At 42.6% G+C, this 16,901-nt stretch carries 15 protein-coding genes and 1 pseudogene; 7 read left to right on the top strand and 9 right to left on the bottom strand.

Annotated elements, in window-relative coordinates:
* Nucleotides 1–165: 165 nt before the first annotated feature.
* From MUCPA_RS29815 to MUCPA_RS29800, 4 genes are all read left to right on the top strand, one after another.
* Nucleotides 166–1,422 (top strand): exo-alpha-sialidase, encoded by a 1,257-nt coding sequence (locus MUCPA_RS29815; protein WP_008511589.1) that lies wholly within the window; start codon nt 166–168, stop codon nt 1,420–1,422.
* Between the two features lie 323 nt (nt 1,423–1,745).
* Nucleotides 1,746–2,636, top strand: coding sequence for an SDR family oxidoreductase (locus MUCPA_RS29810; RefSeq protein ID WP_008511588.1), 891 nt, complete (start codon nt 1,746–1,748; stop codon nt 2,634–2,636).
* A 6-nt stretch (nt 2,637–2,642) separates the two neighbouring features.
* On the top strand, nt 2,643–3,569 hold the full coding sequence (locus tag MUCPA_RS29805) for an NAD(P)H-binding protein (protein ID WP_008511587.1): 927 nt from the start codon (nt 2,643–2,645) through the stop codon (nt 3,567–3,569).
* Nucleotides 3,570–3,586: 17 nt separating this feature from the next.
* A complete protein-coding gene (locus tag MUCPA_RS29800) occupies nt 3,587–4,513 on the top strand; it encodes a helix-turn-helix domain-containing protein (RefSeq protein ID WP_008511586.1) in 927 nt (308 codons plus the stop codon).
* A gap of 665 nt (nt 4,514–5,178) precedes the next feature.
* Here the strand turns inward: MUCPA_RS29800 and MUCPA_RS29795 are convergent.
* Both MUCPA_RS29795 and MUCPA_RS29790 read right to left on the bottom strand, forming a co-directional pair.
* Nucleotides 5,179–5,706, bottom strand: a complete 528-nt coding sequence (locus MUCPA_RS29795) for a helix-turn-helix transcriptional regulator (protein WP_008511585.1) — start codon at nt 5,704–5,706, stop codon at nt 5,179–5,181.
* Nucleotides 5,707–5,714: 8 nt separating this feature from the next.
* Entirely contained in the window at nt 5,715–6,236 is a 522-nt protein-coding gene (locus tag MUCPA_RS29790; RefSeq protein WP_008511584.1) for a hypothetical protein, read from the bottom strand.
* Nucleotides 6,237–6,432: 196 nt separating this feature from the next.
* Here MUCPA_RS29790 and MUCPA_RS29785 point away from each other — a divergent pair, with 196 nt between their 5' ends.
* A complete protein-coding gene (locus MUCPA_RS29785; protein WP_008511582.1) occupies nt 6,433–7,212 on the top strand; it encodes a DUF4261 domain-containing protein in 780 nt (259 codons plus the stop codon).
* Nucleotides 7,213–7,704: 492 nt separating this feature from the next.
* Here the strand turns inward: MUCPA_RS29785 and MUCPA_RS29780 are convergent, their stop codons facing one another.
* The 7 genes and pseudogenes from MUCPA_RS29780 to MUCPA_RS29750 all read right to left on the bottom strand — a co-directional run bounded on the left by MUCPA_RS29780 (nt 7,705) and on the right by MUCPA_RS29750 (nt 15,640).
* The gene (locus MUCPA_RS29780; RefSeq protein ID WP_008511580.1) at nt 7,705–10,596 is read right to left on the bottom strand and encodes a DUF6493 family protein; all 2,892 of its coding nucleotides are present in this window, start codon (nt 10,594–10,596) and stop codon (nt 7,705–7,707) included.
* 7 nt (nt 10,597–10,603) lie between these two features.
* A complete protein-coding gene (locus tag MUCPA_RS29775) occupies nt 10,604–11,944 on the bottom strand; it encodes an SWIM zinc finger family protein (RefSeq protein WP_040626665.1) in 1,341 nt (446 codons plus the stop codon).
* Nucleotides 11,945–12,396: 452 nt separating this feature from the next.
* Nucleotides 12,397–12,663 carry a hypothetical protein gene (locus MUCPA_RS29770; protein WP_008511577.1) on the bottom strand — a complete coding sequence of 89 codons (267 nt, stop codon included), beginning with the start codon at nt 12,661–12,663 and terminating at the stop codon, nt 12,397–12,399.
* Nucleotides 12,664–12,789: 126 nt separating this feature from the next.
* Entirely contained in the window at nt 12,790–12,993 is a 204-nt protein-coding gene (locus MUCPA_RS29765) for a hypothetical protein (RefSeq protein ID WP_008511576.1), read from the bottom strand.
* Nucleotides 12,994–13,051: 58 nt separating this feature from the next.
* A pseudogene (locus MUCPA_RS29760) lies at nt 13,052–13,240 on the bottom strand (hypothetical protein); the annotation flags it as partial.
* Nucleotides 13,241–13,325: 85 nt separating this feature from the next.
* Complete coding sequence (locus MUCPA_RS29755) at nt 13,326–14,279, bottom strand: Rpn family recombination-promoting nuclease/putative transposase (protein WP_008511574.1); 954 nt, start codon at nt 14,277–14,279, stop codon at nt 13,326–13,328.
* 113 nt (nt 14,280–14,392) lie between these two features.
* The gene (locus MUCPA_RS29750; RefSeq protein ID WP_008511573.1) at nt 14,393–15,640 is read right to left on the bottom strand and encodes a radical SAM protein; all 1,248 of its coding nucleotides are present in this window, start codon (nt 15,638–15,640) and stop codon (nt 14,393–14,395) included.
* A 604-nt stretch (nt 15,641–16,244) separates the two neighbouring features.
* Here MUCPA_RS29750 and MUCPA_RS38455 point away from each other — a divergent pair.
* Nucleotides 16,245–16,568 (top strand): hypothetical protein, encoded by a 324-nt coding sequence (locus MUCPA_RS38455; protein WP_008511572.1) that lies wholly within the window; start codon nt 16,245–16,247, stop codon nt 16,566–16,568.
* Nucleotides 16,569–16,614: 46 nt separating this feature from the next.
* Nucleotides 16,615–16,806, top strand: a complete 192-nt coding sequence (locus MUCPA_RS38450) for a hypothetical protein (RefSeq protein ID WP_040626663.1) — start codon at nt 16,615–16,617, stop codon at nt 16,804–16,806.
* Nucleotides 16,807–16,901 lie beyond the last annotated feature (95 nt).

The raw sequence follows: 16,901 nt of genomic DNA, 5'->3' as shown, positions 1-16,901 counted from the left end.
CTTACAATTATCGGTTCTGAAAGCTGGCTAAAAAAGGTTTTTAACTGCTTTATCAAACCGTAAGAAGCTCATTGAACAATAGCTAATCAAACGAAATTTAATTGAACCTTAATGTACAACTAACGAAAATTAATTTATTTTGCGGCACCTAAAACTATATATCTTATGAAGCAATTTAAATTGTGTTTTTTGCTCTTTTTTGTTTTGTTTTCGTGTAAAAAAAATGAAGTTACGATTAACAACACAAGCCCCCCGGTAGCCGATTCGGGTGGCAAAGTATCACCGATACCGCCGATCAATCCCAACGATACGACAATTTTTTCGGACGGCAGCTCAACTGAACCCTTAGAAGGGCGGATTTTAATTAAGCAAAAAACAAACCCGGCGTTCTTAAACAGAATCTGGCAAGGGGTACCTACTATCACTGCCGACAATAATAATAATTTATTTGCGGCCTGGTATAGCGGTTACAAAAGTGAAGGACCAGGTAACTATATTACCGTATCTGTCAGTAAAGATCTGGGCAAGAGCTGGTTAGATAACGAAGCCATCATTACACCCAATGCCAATACTTTAATCCGCTTTTTTGACGCTTGCTTATGGACGGATCCCCATGGTCATGTTTATTTATTCTGGGGAAAGGTAAAATCGAAATTACTTTGGGACGGAAGAGGTGGAGTTTGGTATTCAAGGCTAAGTTTTGTAAATGATAGTTTAAAATTTGATACCCCCAAACGGTTGTCTGACGGGATTATGATGAACAAGCCGATCTGCATCAACAACAATGCTGATATTATATTTCCAATCAGCGTATGGAGAGATGCACCCACTCAAGCCGGCCTTGATGGGGCATTTATTTACAAAGCGAGTTTTGCCATTAAAAACAGTTTTGCAAAATTATCTAACCTACCTGCTGTTGAGCCCGCCACAGGTGATAACATTGAGCACATGGTTACCGATTTAGGCAATGGACATTTGTTTGCTCTAACGCGAACCGGGGCAGGCAATAATGCCGGTAATATTCAATATTCAAACAGTTATGATAATGGCAACAGTTGGGATACCATTAGGGCGTTTAAAAAAATATTCCCTAATGCCGCTTCCAGGGTATTTATTAGGAAATTAAAAAGCGGCAATATTTTATTGATCATAAATAATAGCTGGTATCGAACCAACCTTACGGTATTTTTATCTGTAAATAACGGCGTCAGTTGGAAATATAAAACAGTTTTGGTAGCAAACGATATAGTAGCGTCGCCCAGTTACCCGGATGCTGTGCAAACAACTGATGGCGTGATTCATATGGTAAACGATGCCGATCGATATGGCGCAGGCTTGATAAACCACACATCGTTTACCGAACAAGATATCATGACTGGGGATATCAATAGTTTTTATAAAAGTACGGTTTCGAGAAAGTGATAGCTCGATATGCAAACTCCCGGGCATTAAACTACGTGCCCGGGAGTTTGTTTTTAAAGATTTGCCTGCTGCAGTGTATTACGTAAAATCATCCTTGTATACTACCGTGCCCTGGGCTTTTAAAATAGCATCGCCAATAAAATAAATGAACGTCGGCTAAAGAGTAACCTCGTTAGTAGCTGGCCTTAGGGCCAATTAACTCATCCCCCCCTACCACACCACCCTAACCCGATAATCATGCTTTTGGCTAAACCAAAAGCAGATTTGGATAAATCAGTTTAACCTCCATAATTGATCTTTGTATCAACAAACTCAAATTAATTATGCGTGTATTCATCACAGGAGCCACAGGCTTCATCGGTACTGCCATTGTGCAGGAATTAATTAGTGCCGGGCACCAGGTATTAGGTCTGGCCCGTTCGGATGCATCAGCCAATAAACTCATTGAGGCCGGTGCCGAGGTGCATCGCGGCGACCTTGAAGACCTGGACAGCCTGCGCAGCGGTGCCGCATCGGCAGAGGGCGTAATCCATGCCGGTTTTATTCACGATTTTGCCCGCTTTAAAGAAGTATGCGAGGTAGATCAAAAAGCCATCGAAACCATCGGCCAGGTATTGGCCCGTTCAAACCGCCCTTTGATTGTTACTTCAGGCACGGCGCTGGTACGCCCCGGAAAACTGGCTACCGAAGATATCATCCCCACCTTTAACCCGGAATGGCCGCGTGCTTCTGAGCAGGCCGCCGAAGCTGTAGCCGCGCTGGGCGTGCGCGTGGCAGCCATCCGTTTATCGCCATCGGTACATGGCCATGGCGATCACCATGGTTTTATACCGATGTTGATCAATCTCGCGCGCCAAAAAGGCGTTTCTGCCTATATCGGCGAAGGCCTTAACCAATGGAACGCCGTGCACCGGCTTGATGCCGCCCATTTATACCGGCTGGCTTTAGAAAGCGGCGCACCTCATGCTCGTTATCATGCTGCCGCAGAAGAAAGCATCACCCTAAAAACAATAGCCGAAGCCATAGGCCAACAACTGGATATCCCGGTTAAATCAGTAAGCGCAGCAGCAGCAGCAGAACATTTTGGCTGGTTTGCCCAGATGGCCGCGCTTGACTGCCCGGCATCGAGTAAACTAACGCAGCAATGGTTAAACTGGCAGCCAACCCATTCAACCTTACTTGCCGATATTGAAAGCGGCGTTTATACTCAATAACAAACCATGAAAATCATAGTAACCGGTTCGTTAGGGAACATCAGCAAGCCGCTCGCCAAGCTATTGGTAGCGCAGGGGCACTCGGTAACGGTAGTCAGCAGCAACCCGGATAAAATACCTGCTATCCAAAATTTGGGGGCTACGCCAGCTATCGGCTCCATCAATGATGTGGCTTTCCTCAGCAGCACTTTTGCAGGCGCGGATGCGGTTTACGCCATGATACCCTTAAGTTTTACCGAACCCGACCTGGGCGAATATTTACGCCGCATGGCACAAAATTATGAGCGGGCCTTAAAGCAGGCCGGCACCAAACGCGTAGTGGTGATGAGTGGCTGGGCGGCCGACCTGGTGAAAGGTGAAAACGTAGAGGATGTATTTGCGGAGCTTAACACATCGCTCACCATAATGCGGCCTGCCGCTTTTTATACTAACTTTTACCAATCGATAGACCTGATCAAAGGCCAGGGGCTGATTGGGAAATTCCTGACGTTGCGCTACCTGGGTATCGGCGCCCTGCTAACCGGCAAAACCGGCCTGCTGATGGGGAATTACGGCGGCGATGACCGGATAATTTTTGTATCGCCGGAGGATATTGCCTCTGCCGTGGCCGAAGAGTTGCTGCTACTGCCCGAAAAAACAACCATCAGGTATGTGGGCAGTGAAGAAATGACTTGCAACCAGGCCGCCACCATTATTGGCACCGCGGTAGGTAAACCCTGGTTAAAATGGATACTGCTAACCGATAAGCAAATGCTGCAAGCACTAAAAATGGCCAGGGTACCTGGCAAACTGGCCGAAACCCTGGTTGAAATGCAGGCAGCGATGCATAGTGGTAAGGCGCTGGAGAATTTCCATCGCAGCCAAGCCCAAATGGGCAAAATAAAACTGGCCGATTTTGCCAAAGAATTTGCCCTGGCCTATCATAAAAAATAAGTATATTTAATTTATCTATGAACAGCAACCGGCTTTTCCGCCTCAGTACCATTACCGAGTATCACCGGGCGGCAGGCCTGCCCAATCCGGCACATCCGCTGATCAGCATTGTGCATATGGACGACATCAAGCTGCCTATTGCCGAAATTCCGTTCAGCCTGATTTTCGACTTTTATTCTATTTCGCTGAAAAAGATGAATCATGCCCAATTTAAATACGGGCACCAGGCCTGTGATTTTGACGAAGGCGTTTTGTTTTTTATGTCGCCCGGCCAGTTATTCGGTATAGATAGCGTGGTTGAGCAAGCCGAGCCGAAACGCCCCAAAGGCTGGATGATATTGATTCACCCGGATTTTTTATGGAACACCCCATTGGCCAAAACCATCAAACAGTACGAGTACTTTAACTATTCGGTTAACGAAGCGTTGTACCTGTCTGATAAAGAAGAAAACATGCTTACGGCCATAGCCAACCAGATTGAGCAGGAGTACAATGCCAATATAGACCGGTATAGCCAAAATGTGATCATCGCTCAGCTTGAACTGCTGCTAACCTATTCGGAAAGATTTTACCAGCGCCAGTTTATCACCCGCAAAATAGCGAGCCACGAGTTGCTAACCAGGCTGGAAGATTACCTATCCAACTATTTTAACAGCGGTGCCCTGGCCAAACAGGGCCTGCCTACGGTGGTTCATATTGCCGAAACCTTAAATATCTCGCCGGGTTACCTCAGCGGTTTGCTCAAATCGTTAACCGGCCAAAGCACACAGCAACACCTGCACAACAAATTGATCGATCTGGCTAAAGAAAAACTGTCAACCACTAATCTGTCCGTCAGCGAAATTGCCTATGAACTGGGCTTTGAACACCTGCAATCGTTCAGCAAACTTTTTAAAACCAAAACCAACATTTCGCCGCTGGAATTTCGGCATTCGTTTAATTGATTTGAGGGATGTGGTTTAGGAGTAACGAAGTCGGCCAAGTGAAAAAAACAGGGATGAGGTGTGGACCTTCTATACTGTTCGATGCATAAGCCCCCTCTAACCGCGTATCGCTCATGCACACTAAAACAAACTGCCCCCTCTAAACAGCGTAAGCTCTCATGCACACCAAAAAAACAAACACAGTGCATAATCTCCCCCGGTTGGGGAGACTTTTATTCTTTTTTTTAAAGCCATCCCTACCGGGGAGGATTGGGTGGGGCTTCTTCCCGCGGTGTTTGAGCGGGCCGATGGTGTAAATTAAGAATACTGATATTAACGCAAATAAGCGATTGACAATCAGCACACCAGATATGCTGCATACTTATCGCGCGCAAAAGGTTCCTCCGCGCGTCGTAATGACATGACGGAGAAAAATTCAGCATTGACAATCAATAACTTAACAGCACGTCATTATACAATAATGTTGAAACATCCCCGAAAGCGAGTTTTTGGCGATGTTTTATTTAACGGCCCCTACCCTGCCGCGTCCCATTGTCCATGATGTTAAGCAAGGCCATTTTTGCATCATCGAAAACAATATTAGCAAACCTGAAATCAGGAAAATCGGCTAAAGCATCAAATATTATAAGCCTTAATAGCAACATGCCTCAATAGTCAAGTAATGTTTAGGCTATCTGTAATAGCTTTTCATAATCATATTTGATGTATTTCTCATCCGCTTGTTTTTCTTTCTGCAACGCAATTAATTCATTTTTGATCTGAATTTTAAGCCACAGATCTGCCGGAGTATGAAAGAAGTGGCCGAACTTTAAAGCTAACTCTGTGTTAAATTTCCGGTCGCCGCGATAGTATTTATTCAGATTAGCCCCATCTATTTCAATAAAACCTGCAAAGGCTGTTTTATTGATCCCCAATACTTTGAGAAAATCTGTTACAAAATATTCAATCGTACAAGTGTTTTCAAATGAAACCGTATCATCTTGCAGATAATGTTCCATTCGATATTGTACAGCTAACATGGCATTTTTTAATATTCGTTGGGGCGACCGCTTGCTGTGATGAAGTTTGGCCAAGGCGGCCATTTCATCCGCTTTAGCCTTACTCCGTTTATTTCCGTCATGAGGTCCTATAGTTACCTCTGTCACCATGGAGCTATATTCTCGAAGTTGTTTATCTTTTTTTGTTGTGCTCATCTTTTTTATCATTTAGGCGCCTGTAGATACTCGGCAACCAGCTCCTCTCCGTCCTCATCCACAATCACCATCGTAGTAGTTTGCCCCACACGTTTTGCATGGTATTTGGATGAATAAATGCTCATTAACTTTGTTTCATCTTCTTTGTTCTGCTCCAGCACATCAAATTGCAGATAACCTTTAAAATGCTCCCAGCCTTGCGTAATACTTAACTGATAAGCGTAAGCTATTAAGCAACCCGCTACCCGCTCATATTTTCTATTATCCTTTTTATTGTGAGGGGCAACCTCCACAAAAGCCATATACGGTGCTTTTTTATCTATTAACTGAAAAATCATACACCCTTCAATAATATCCGGGCTTTCTTCCGTTACTAAAAGATAACCAGTGGCATTTTTTAATTTCTTTAACTCTTTATCAAAATTAAACCGCCAGCCTTGCTGAATGGATGGCATTTCTGCTACTGTACCCTTTTTTATCAAAGCAACCACTTCTTCAGCGGTGATTACCTTTATTATTTTAACTTTCATTTTAACACCTATACTTCATATGATGCGATTTTATGACCTATATAAAAATACGAAAAACATTCTGTTGGTACAAATCGTACCAGTATAGCACTTAAATTTAACATAAAAATGTTTTTTTCCCAATTGTACAAGCGCCCCCTCAGTAACTCCATATGGTACAAATTATTTAATTTGCGCCGTTAAATAAATTAAACTAATGGGGGTACTAAAAACGCTTTTTACTAAACCTAAAGCAACGCCAGAAATGGTAATTGCGATGATACCCCTGGCAGATAAAGATTCTTTTTCGTATCAAAATTTTATTGACGATTACAAGCTGTACTATGGCGTGTTTGCGGAGGCAAAGGGAGATGATATGGCTGCTGCATTAGAAGCTGATGGAGAAAACATTGCCCTAATGAATATAGATAAGCCAATTCCGGCAGAGGATATTGAGGGAACCGCACAGTACAGCTATAACTGGCCGAACGCTGTCGCGGATTTAAAAGACCATCAGGCACACCTGATTATAGCGTTAACAGGAGGCTCTTTAGATGCCGTTAAACGATTTAAGCTGCTCACCCAGCTAATTTGCGCCGCGTTAAGAACAACGGCTGCTGCAATCGGCGTTTATATGGGCGTCCAATCATTACTCATACCTACTCAAAGTTATTTAAATATAGCTCAGTTAATGACTGATGATGCCCTACCCCTAAACCTCTGGATTTATTTTGGCTACCGTACAATAAACGAAAAGCGCAATGCCTACACTTATGGCCTGCTGGCTTTTGGTAAAAACGAAATTGAAATACTCCAATCAAACCGGCCTTTTGTTGAGCTTCAAGACATGCTTTTTCTGACAAGCCACTATCTGCTGTTAAGCAATGTTAATTTAAAACACGGGCAAACCTTAGGTTTTACAGAAGATCAAAAGATTAAAATAACTGAAACAAAGGGCGAATTTGTAGCAGGCAAAAGCTTTAAATTATCTTATTAACCGGGCAAAGGTTTAACCCGCAATAAATTAACGAAGATGCAGAAAATCCAGCCGTATAAGTCGGCGCGGTTACCTCACTTGTTTAAGCCATCGGATTAACCGCAACATATAAGGCAGTCATTCAATTAGCGTACAAACCTCAACAGTCGGCATAGTAACTTTGATATCCTTTTGCTACAACAAGTTTGATTTTACCGTTGGCCGGATTATATAGAATACCCATCCCTTGCAAACCCATTTCCTTTTTGCTTTAAACATGGAAGTCCTAATGGAGGATGCTTGTATCTAAGTACCTAAAATCTATGTAAATTGTAAGTTTAAGCTATGTATTTTGAAGATAAAAGCTATGTAAATTGTAAGTAATTGCTATTTTTGCTTAATTTATAGTTATGAGTAACCTATAATAAAAGCCCAAAAAAACAATTTCTATTGCTGGTGTTTACGCAGCGATATTTTTAAAAAAGGCTATTCGGCCAAAACATACTGATTTTTTCATCCCAAATTCTTCATTTTTTGAATCACCTTTTTTAATGTTTCTGTAGCTTCCCAGGCATTTAAACGCGCAATAACACTGGGGTTTGTTACAGCACTTTTATTCGTAACTAAAACCTCGGTGTAAATTTCTAAAAGCTTTTTGCAGCCGCTGATTGGCAAATCGTTCATTTGTTTTATACAGCATGCTAACAAACTTTCTAATGCCAGGTTATGCTGCGGTGATATTTGATACATGTTTGAAATAGCCAGGTCGGTAAAACGCTTTAAGGGTGCAAGCTCAATGCATTCGTGCTTGCCGATGATCTTGCCAATTGAGCCGCTATCTATCGCTGCTTCGGTTACGCCTTTAATCCATAATTCCGCGGCATAGGTCCGTACCGTTTTATCGTTACTGAGCATACAAGATGCGATTAATAATTTCGACATACTGCCGGGCCGGTACTTTAAAGTTAAAAGAGCCTCAAGCGTATAGGTGATTAATTTCTTATCATCTGCGCTCGAAAAATCGCCATATAGTAAACCCTTATCAATAATATGGGCAATTAAAATATCCGGCTGTTGCGGAAGCAGGTAAAGCAGGCGTTTAATATCATTATGCTCAGCGGATATATATTCCAATTTGAGTTCGGTATAAGCGTAAACTGATGGTTCAACGCCCTTTTGATCAGGAAGTATTTTGCTCAATACCGTTTTAAACGCAGACGTCTTTTTTTGTTTATCACCGAAACTGATTCTGATAATTTTTCTTTTGGCTGGCACGTCTACGTTCTTACCTAATTTGTAATCATACCGCTGCCAAACGTAATCTTCCACTAACGAGTCCCACTCAAACTCACCGTTAAGATACCGATCTGGTAAACTGGAAAATGAAGCCCATTGGGGGTCAATATCCGGCGAAGATTTAGAGATCCCGGCAACAAGCCAGGCCAACTTGAGTTTGTAACTATCTTTAGGATGCTGATCTTCACCCAAAACCAAGCCCATAAGTTCGCGGTATTCTCCAGTAAGGTTTTCGTTAGCTAACCTGATTGCCTCCGCCAGGTTGCCCGGAAAGCAGCGGGCTATGGCAATCTGAAGATCCATATCTCCAGGCATAACATGAGCCCGCTGGTATTGGCTTAAACGCTCAATCAGCGCAGTTGCAGAAACCCAACAAGGTTGGTGGGTTGGGGTAGACAGCAAGGGTAGGCTGATTTTTTTCTCCAGCATAAAAAAAGCATTCAGCAAAATATGTTTATGCGGTTTATACCCCAACGAACGCGAACGGATATCCCAGCCCTTTATGCCGCCAGCCTTAATTTGGTAAGTGTTCCTTCCGTTCTCTAAATCGGCTAAGGCCTGATACACCGGGCTGGCAGGTTCATCGGCTGTAGCCTTATTACTGAGCAAAAGCTGGCCAAAGCTTACAAAAAAGGTAGCCAGCATATCGTCTAAATAACCTCTGTTAATTGTCCAGTCGCCCTTTATTATTTGATAGGCACGCTGAAAAGCGGGCATCAGCTTCAAAATATTACCCGCCGTCATTTCGTTTTGAAATTTCAGCACAGAGGCTGGCAACAAATCAAAATGATAAGTTTCGTTTTGATCAAATGACTGGCTGGCTAAAAACACAAATTCATCAAAGGTTTCGGGCATCCGGATCTCAGGAAAATCCGACCCGGTATCGGTTAAATCATCCTCGGTTAAAGCATCATCGCTTATAAACTCTTTTAAAAAATCATTTAAAACATTGCGTGCTTCAGAAAACAAGGCATCACCATAAGCCTCAAGGCTTTCTTTCATACTTCCGGAGCTTGTATCCCCAAATTTCTGTATCAGCTTGGCAGCCCTTAGCTGTATGCTATTGTCTTGGTGTATAAAGGCCTGGCAGGCAATCATGCAGATTTGCTCCTGCCGTGCTGGATGCTTTTTGGCCAACTTATCTAAGGTTGTTAACGCAGTAACAACAATAGCTTTAGACTCTGATGTTAGCAATAAGGCAGCATAATCCAGGTAAGCATCAACTAAAAAGTCTTTTTCATCCGTCAAATCTTTTAAATATCTGGAAGATGTATTAACCACCTTACTGTGCGGCGAATTGAGTATCTGATATAACTCTTCCTGTAACTCTATAATTTCTGCCTTTGTTGGTTCAAGTTTGACGAATAATTCGATAAACCAGCCCGACAATCCCTGATTAAAATTATTGTTACTTGCCTTAAGCGATTCGTTCAAAAGCCGTTTACGGTCAATTCTGTTTTCGCTGGTATATTTCTTAATAGCATCAATCCATAACCCATCTTTGGTTTTCTCGGGTAAGTTGATATACCGGTCGCTCAAATTAATCCCCGACTCATGCTTGAATAGATACCAGAAATGCTCATGTAAAGTAATGTCTCGCTGTAGCAAATTTTCAGGGACATATTCATGTGCCCTGGGTAAAACCTTAAAGATATAACTTGGTAATATCCTCGAAATTACCAAAGGCGATTCCCTTACATATTGCTGCTCCACCAGCTCCATATACCAATCGTAATTTAAAGCATAAGGCGTAAAGTTTTGATTGGCATAATTATTTATAAAATCACTAAACCAATTAGGGCAATACCAAGGTAAAATGGTATCTAAAGTTTGTTTGTTAATAACGCCCGAATTACCTTGCTCAAAATCTTTCCGGGTATGGCAAACAAAACCTGCAACACCCAGTATAATGCGTTGCGGGTCGGTCCATTTTGGTCTAAAGGTAGTTGTGCCTCCTTCCTGGCTATAAGCAGAGTATGCTTTATAAAGCTTTTTTAAAACCGGTACCAGTTCTTTCTTGTGCTGCTTATCCAATCGCTGCAAAAACGGAATTAGCTCCGCTTCCCCTTCGCGCTCAACAATGCTGGTAAATTCTTCAATAATAGTCATTGCAACCTTAGTTAAGCACTAATTTTTTAACTGCCAATATATGTTTGCAAACGCCCCGCTCACCTTGGTTTTTACTAAACCAGGTACAGGTACATTGCTCTTTACCTGCACTCAGTATCACAATGTGCTTAACACCGCTGCCTTCTACCTGCGCTTCTATTTTATCATCGTTACGTACCATAATTTTCACCTTGCCTTCGCTTAATAATTTTTCGGCATCCTTTAGCCTTGGGTTAAGGCTCATCATGCGGCTAAGCTTAAAAGGCAGCCTCCTGTAAAAGAAACTGTTTTCATCCAGATCGTACCCCAGCAAGCCAATTGCCGAAAGGCGGCCCGTTATATTTTCTACTTTTTTCAGGTCCAGCCCCTCGTTAACGGCAAGTAAAGTGGCATTGAACTCCTGGTTGGCGTAACTATACTGATCAACAAGCTCCACCCACTGATCAGGAATATCTTCGATCAGCGATTCCAGTGCGGCACCTTCGCCAGAAAATCCGCGCCAGGCATCTCTTGATAATGACAAGGTGAATCTTACAGGCCCAATATAAACCTGCCAGGTAGTTGCCTGCATCGTAGCATGCGGAAATACCCTTAACTCATCGGCAATGGCCAATAAAGGTTCAATTAGTTTTAAGCGGTGTATGCCGCCAATGGTTACCGCATCGTGGGCTTTTGCCGGCGAGAATAGGGGCTTTCCCCCTCTTATCAATAAATAATAGTCGGTTTTAGGCTTACCGCTTGGTATGGTTTTAAATAACTGCAATGCCTGCAGGCGGTTAAACGTATAAACCTTTTCTGACTGGGCAAGAAACATTTGTACCGAAGTTAAACCCTTTATCCATTTAACCGGTAGCGGAACTTTTCGCTCTATTATTTTTTCGTTTTCGCGGTGTAAGCCTACCTCTTTTTGCCCGATAGAGAGTAACACGTTTTCGTTTTTACGGATACTGCTCAGGGCAGAAAGCATGGGTTGATTAAAGTCCACATTGGTGGTGCCGCTTGCCAAAAATTCGCCATCGTGCCCATCACCTAAAATATCCACCCGGGCATAAACGCCCGCACAATGCGAAAAGCCCTCAAATCTGATTTTATCGTTACCGGCAGTAACAATAGGGTCTTTTAACATGGCAAGCAAAAAGGGAGATAAATTAAAACTGGACTGAACCACATTTGATAGTGTAAGCAGGCAGCGCGCCGTTACATACGGATCGGTTAAGCGGCCCCAGAAAAAGCAAGGTGCATTCGTTTTTTGTACTTCGCTATATTTAGCCAAAAACAACTCGTCTGAAGCATCAGACTTGTTTAAAGCCGAAGATTTGTTGTATTGATAGGTAATGGTATCAGACATGGTGATCAGGCAGCATAATGTAATAAGCAAACTAAAATAGCAGAATTTTAGTTGATTATATTAATATTTTGAAGCTTAATTCAAGTTAAGCTATTTGTTAATACTTAATTAATAAGCAAGTGCTGTTGCATCAACTGTTGGCAAAGGTATAGGTAGGTTTGCGCAAGCCCGATAATACCAATACTGGTTTTCCTGCACACTAATAATATCAATGATTAGACTGCTATGCTCTACCAACAAAGAGGAAGCACAGGTATTAAGGCTCCGGAGCAGCCTCCTTAACCCAAAGAATTTTGTCGTTTTATTCCTTCATAATAAACTGTAATTCATTGGTTTGTTTTCATAGGGAAGATGGGGCCGTTGGATTTTTAATTGGCTATGGAATGAACAATTGCGTCGCTTGGTTTCATCCCAACTGGAACCACGCAATAAGTTTTGAATTACGTTAAATATCAAGACCCGAATTTGCACGCCAGGATATGATCTTTAGATTTATCGAAGTATTCGGCTTTCCAATAATGCGGATCATTGATATCGCGATATTCAATATCATTCAAAATGTAATTACGTCTAAATGGCATTTTCAAAAAAATCATAATGGTTTTTTCATTAGGCCATCCCTTAGCGGTTTCTATAATTTCGTTCCCCAGTAAAAGCTCTGAGCGTAAAATCTCGTTCAATTTACCTTTTAAATTATCTATATGTTCTTGGGTTATCATTAAAATTTATTGGCATTATATATAAATAAATTTAAAATAAAAACTCCTAATAACCTGTCCTTTTTTCATTGCCAATAAAAAAAGCCCCTGTTGAATAAACAGAGGCTTCGGTGTATTTAAATCCAATTACAATTTTTCAATGTATTCTACAGGGAGCTTGGTAAATCTGGCAATCTGCTCATTTGGAATACCGTCTTTCTTCATTTCGGTTGCAATGGCTAAAGCCTTTTCACGCTCGCCTTCAAGCTTGCCTTCAAGTTTACCTTGAAGCTTACCTTCAATCTTGCCTTCTTCTTTTGCTTCTGCCAATAACATCTCTTCTATGCCCATAGTATCATCTTTATTTGTTAATATGAATAAACAGGGGCTTCGGTGTATTTAAATCCAATTACAATTTTTCAATTTCTTCTACAGGGAGCTTGGTAAATCTGGCAATCTGCTCTTTTGGAATACCGTCTTTCTTCATTTCGGTTGCAATGGCTAAAGCCTTTTCAAGCTCGCCTTCAAGTTTGCCTTCAAGTTTACCTTCAAGTTTCCCTTGAAGCTTACCTTCAATCTTGCCTTCTTCTTTTGCTTCTGCCAATAACATTTCTTCTATGCCCATAATATCATCTTTATTTGTTAATATGAATAAACAGGGGCTTCGATGTATTTAAATCCAATTACAATTTTTCAATTTCTTCTACAGGGAGCTTGGTAAATCTGGCAATCTGCTCTTTTGGAATACCGTCTTTCTTCATTTCGGTTGCAATGGCTAAAGCCTTTTCACGCTCGCCTTCAAGTTTGCCTTCAAGCTTGCCTTCAAGCTTGCCTTCAAGTTTACCTTCAAGTTTCCCTTCAAGCTTACCTTCAATCTTGCCTTCTTCTTTTGCTTCTGCCAATAACATTTCTTCTATGCCCATAGTATCATCTTTATTTGTTAATATAGCAATCTCTTTCTCAAATTTAGCAAACATATCCGGATTTTCAAAACTGAGGTAATACCTCAAAAAGTTCATCACCTTGCGTATCTTAATTTTAGGTATCTGTTTACTCACTAACCTGCGCGCCAGCTCATACGCCTGGGCAAAAAGCTGCTCATCCTTCAATTCGCCGCGCGACAACGCCAGCTTGGCCGACAACACGGCCATGGCGAAAGGATTGTCGCTTGCCTGCAAAACGGCATCATCCTGATCGATGATCTTGAATGTATTATAGCTGTATAAAACCTTTGTTCCTAAAAAATCCCGTTCGTACGCTTTGGGATGAAAGTTTTTATTGGTATCGGCAAAAATGGCAAATGCGGTAATTGGCTTATGGTACAAGTCAAGTATCCTGTAATAGTATTGAAACATGCGCTGCGCGAAATCCTGATCGGTATAAGATTGAACTTCGATATGCACCAAAACCCATTCTTCGCCGCCGCTTTTGGTAAACACTTTAACCAGTTTATCAACATACCTGGGGGCTTGGTTGCCCGCTTCCGGCGGAAAAAGCTGGTCGAGCTCCTTATCCAGGTATTGAAAGCCCTTATCAAGATCAAAGAGGGTTTCGGCTTCAGGATAAAAGAAGCTCAGAAAATCATCAAATAGATCTTCCAACGCGCCCTTCCATAAATTATCATGATTTCTTTTCATAAGTATAAGCAGTAGCAGCCCAAAAGTAATAAAGATAAACAACGCCTAAAGGCTGAAAGGTAATTTCTGGCATCAAGAAGCGTATACAAAGGGATTTTATCAACCATTTACAATCAGTTTGCCCTCGGTACCGAATGCAAAAACTCGCCATACTGCATCGGCTCCTCCAACCTACACGACCAAACCAACTGATCTTTACCATTCTTATCTGTCCATACCGTTATATCGGGGCAACCGTCGCACATGCTCTGATCCCCGTTGGGCATAAAATCAACCGGCTGGATAATCATGATGGATTGCATGTAAACCCGCTTAAAAATGCGCAACGGATTGGCAATTAAATAAGCCAAGTACTTTTTTAGCGTGCTCCTGATGCCCTTATTGATAGCCCATAAACTAAACAAAGTAGTGCGGCCCAGGCTTAAGGTTTTTGGCGAAACATAAGATAAATAGCGGTTGTTTTTATAATGATATAAAGCCATCACCATTTCAATAAACTTATTGTCCATGTAACCCAAAACCTTATCTTTAGTGCCCATGCGCTCGGTTAGCAGCCATTTAAAATCATCGGCCTGGTGCGTTCCGTTTAAAAAAGCCGCAGGCTTAAAATCGGGCGCTGTTTTTCTAATTTCGGCCACAATTTGCGGGGCCACCAGGTTGGTTACCTCCTCCTTATCCGAGTGGTAGTGTATCTCATCAAACACAATCTTTTTATCACCGGTATAAAAATCATAAGGCAAATCGGGCGTAATGTAGCGGAACAGGATAAACACCATCGTATGCACAATATCAATATGCCTTTGTGCCCAGGCGGCCAGCTCCGGCACATAGTGCAGCGTATCATCATAAACCGTGGAGTTGAACGAGCAGGATATCCCGCCCTCGGCAGCCAGCATTTCGGCATAATAAAGCCTGAGCTCGTTCAGTTCAAGCTCATTTTTACCTTCCCACCTGGGGCCGCGGCCCCGCCCCTGGCGACTGTCGATATGAAAAGTAAAACCAAACACCCCTGCCTTTTTCAACTCGTGAAGCAGCTCCCTGGTTAATTCAATCCCGTTAGAGTTGATAATGGGCTTTAAACCGCGCGATTTTACCTCGGCCACCAGCTCAACAATATGCGGGTATAACAGCGGCTCGCCACCCGCAATCGAGATACAGTCCGTTTTGCGTAAAGCCTGAAATACATCAAGCTCGTGCTTTACCTGCTCCATCGACTTATGCGAATGTTTGATGTTTTTGCGATAGCAGCCATAGCAGTTAAGGTTACAGCGGGCCGTAGGCTCAAGCCACGAAATACCGTTATCAGGCAAAGTCCACGGAAGGCGATACAAATCAGCAGGATCAACTATTTTTGTTTCCATCAGGTTTAGATAAATTATATTTCATTATTTAAAATACTTTCAAAAAAAAACCAGACCCGCATTGTAGCATCACATTCGCCATTTTCAAAACCATCCAAAGGCCACCCCTAAATTCCATAAGCATACGGGCCTTGCCCCTGCTGCCACACCAAATCCGTATTTCTCAACCCCTGCTACCCCCTAACGAGCAAAATCTACCCGCACGATCAGCCTTTTATTTGAGGCCCCAGGCCACATTCACCAGTCACTCAACAGGCGGTAGCAAAACTTAATAATAAAGGTACAGGTATAAAAAAATATAGAAAAACTAAACCCGGCAAAAAAAGCCTATTATGATTAACATCACAAAAAATCAGAAGAAAGAATCTGAAAAACAGATACTTATCTAATATACAACATAAGCAATACGCATAAAAGATCTCTCCCTTCCGTTCCAGAGATGACATTTTTATTCAGAAATTAATTAACTGTTCTTAAGATAAATAAACAACAACAATCGTCTATCAGCAGGGTGTTGCCTCCGGCCCGCGCTTTCCGTTTATACTGCACAGGCCTTAGCCACAAGGCCGGTATCCACTCCAATCGCTAACACGAAACAAAACTGATGGTGAGTACCATCACATTTGTGCAACAAAAGCAGCGTAACATTGCCTGGCAAACCGCAGAAACCCTTTCCTCCACCTTCCCCGAGGGAAGCAATCGCGCGGGGCCAACCGCTTTAAGTTGGGGTAAAAACAAAAGGCGAAGGGAAAGTGCGATTCCCATCTTGGGGCAGCGTTGCGTGTTCTATACGAGCGACAAGCAATTGCGCAAAAGTTCGTCGCGCGCAGAAACACACCCCCTGCAGCCGCACCGCCAAACCCGCCCCCTCTCAAGAGGGGAGCTAAAACAAAACACTCATTATCAAATATTTAAAAACAAAAAGTAAAGGAAAGTGCCATTACCATCTCGAGAGAGGTGGAGGGGTGTGTGCTATGCGAGCGACAAAAAAACGCAGGCAAAAATCAATCAATCAATCAATCAATCAATCAATCAATCCTAAAGCGTTAGCGATGGCAGCGGATACCGGCCTGTGGCTAAGGCCCGCGCAGTATGAGCGTACAGCGCGGGCCGCCAGGCAACGCCCTTATAAGCGTGAAACGGGAACAAGCCAGCATCAGGGTTAAGTACATACAACCCGAGAAAGGATCGGGTTGGGTCTGTCTCATTTCCTGACTCTTTCATCTTGCCTCCTGCGTCTATTATCCGGCTTCTTTCATCT

The organism is Mucilaginibacter paludis DSM 18603, from assembly GCF_000166195.2.
GTDB classification, from domain to species: domain Bacteria; phylum Bacteroidota; class Bacteroidia; order Sphingobacteriales; family Sphingobacteriaceae; genus Mucilaginibacter; species Mucilaginibacter paludis.
The sequence above is the reverse complement of the archived record's forward strand: the minus strand, read 5'-3'. Positions and strand labels throughout refer to the sequence as shown.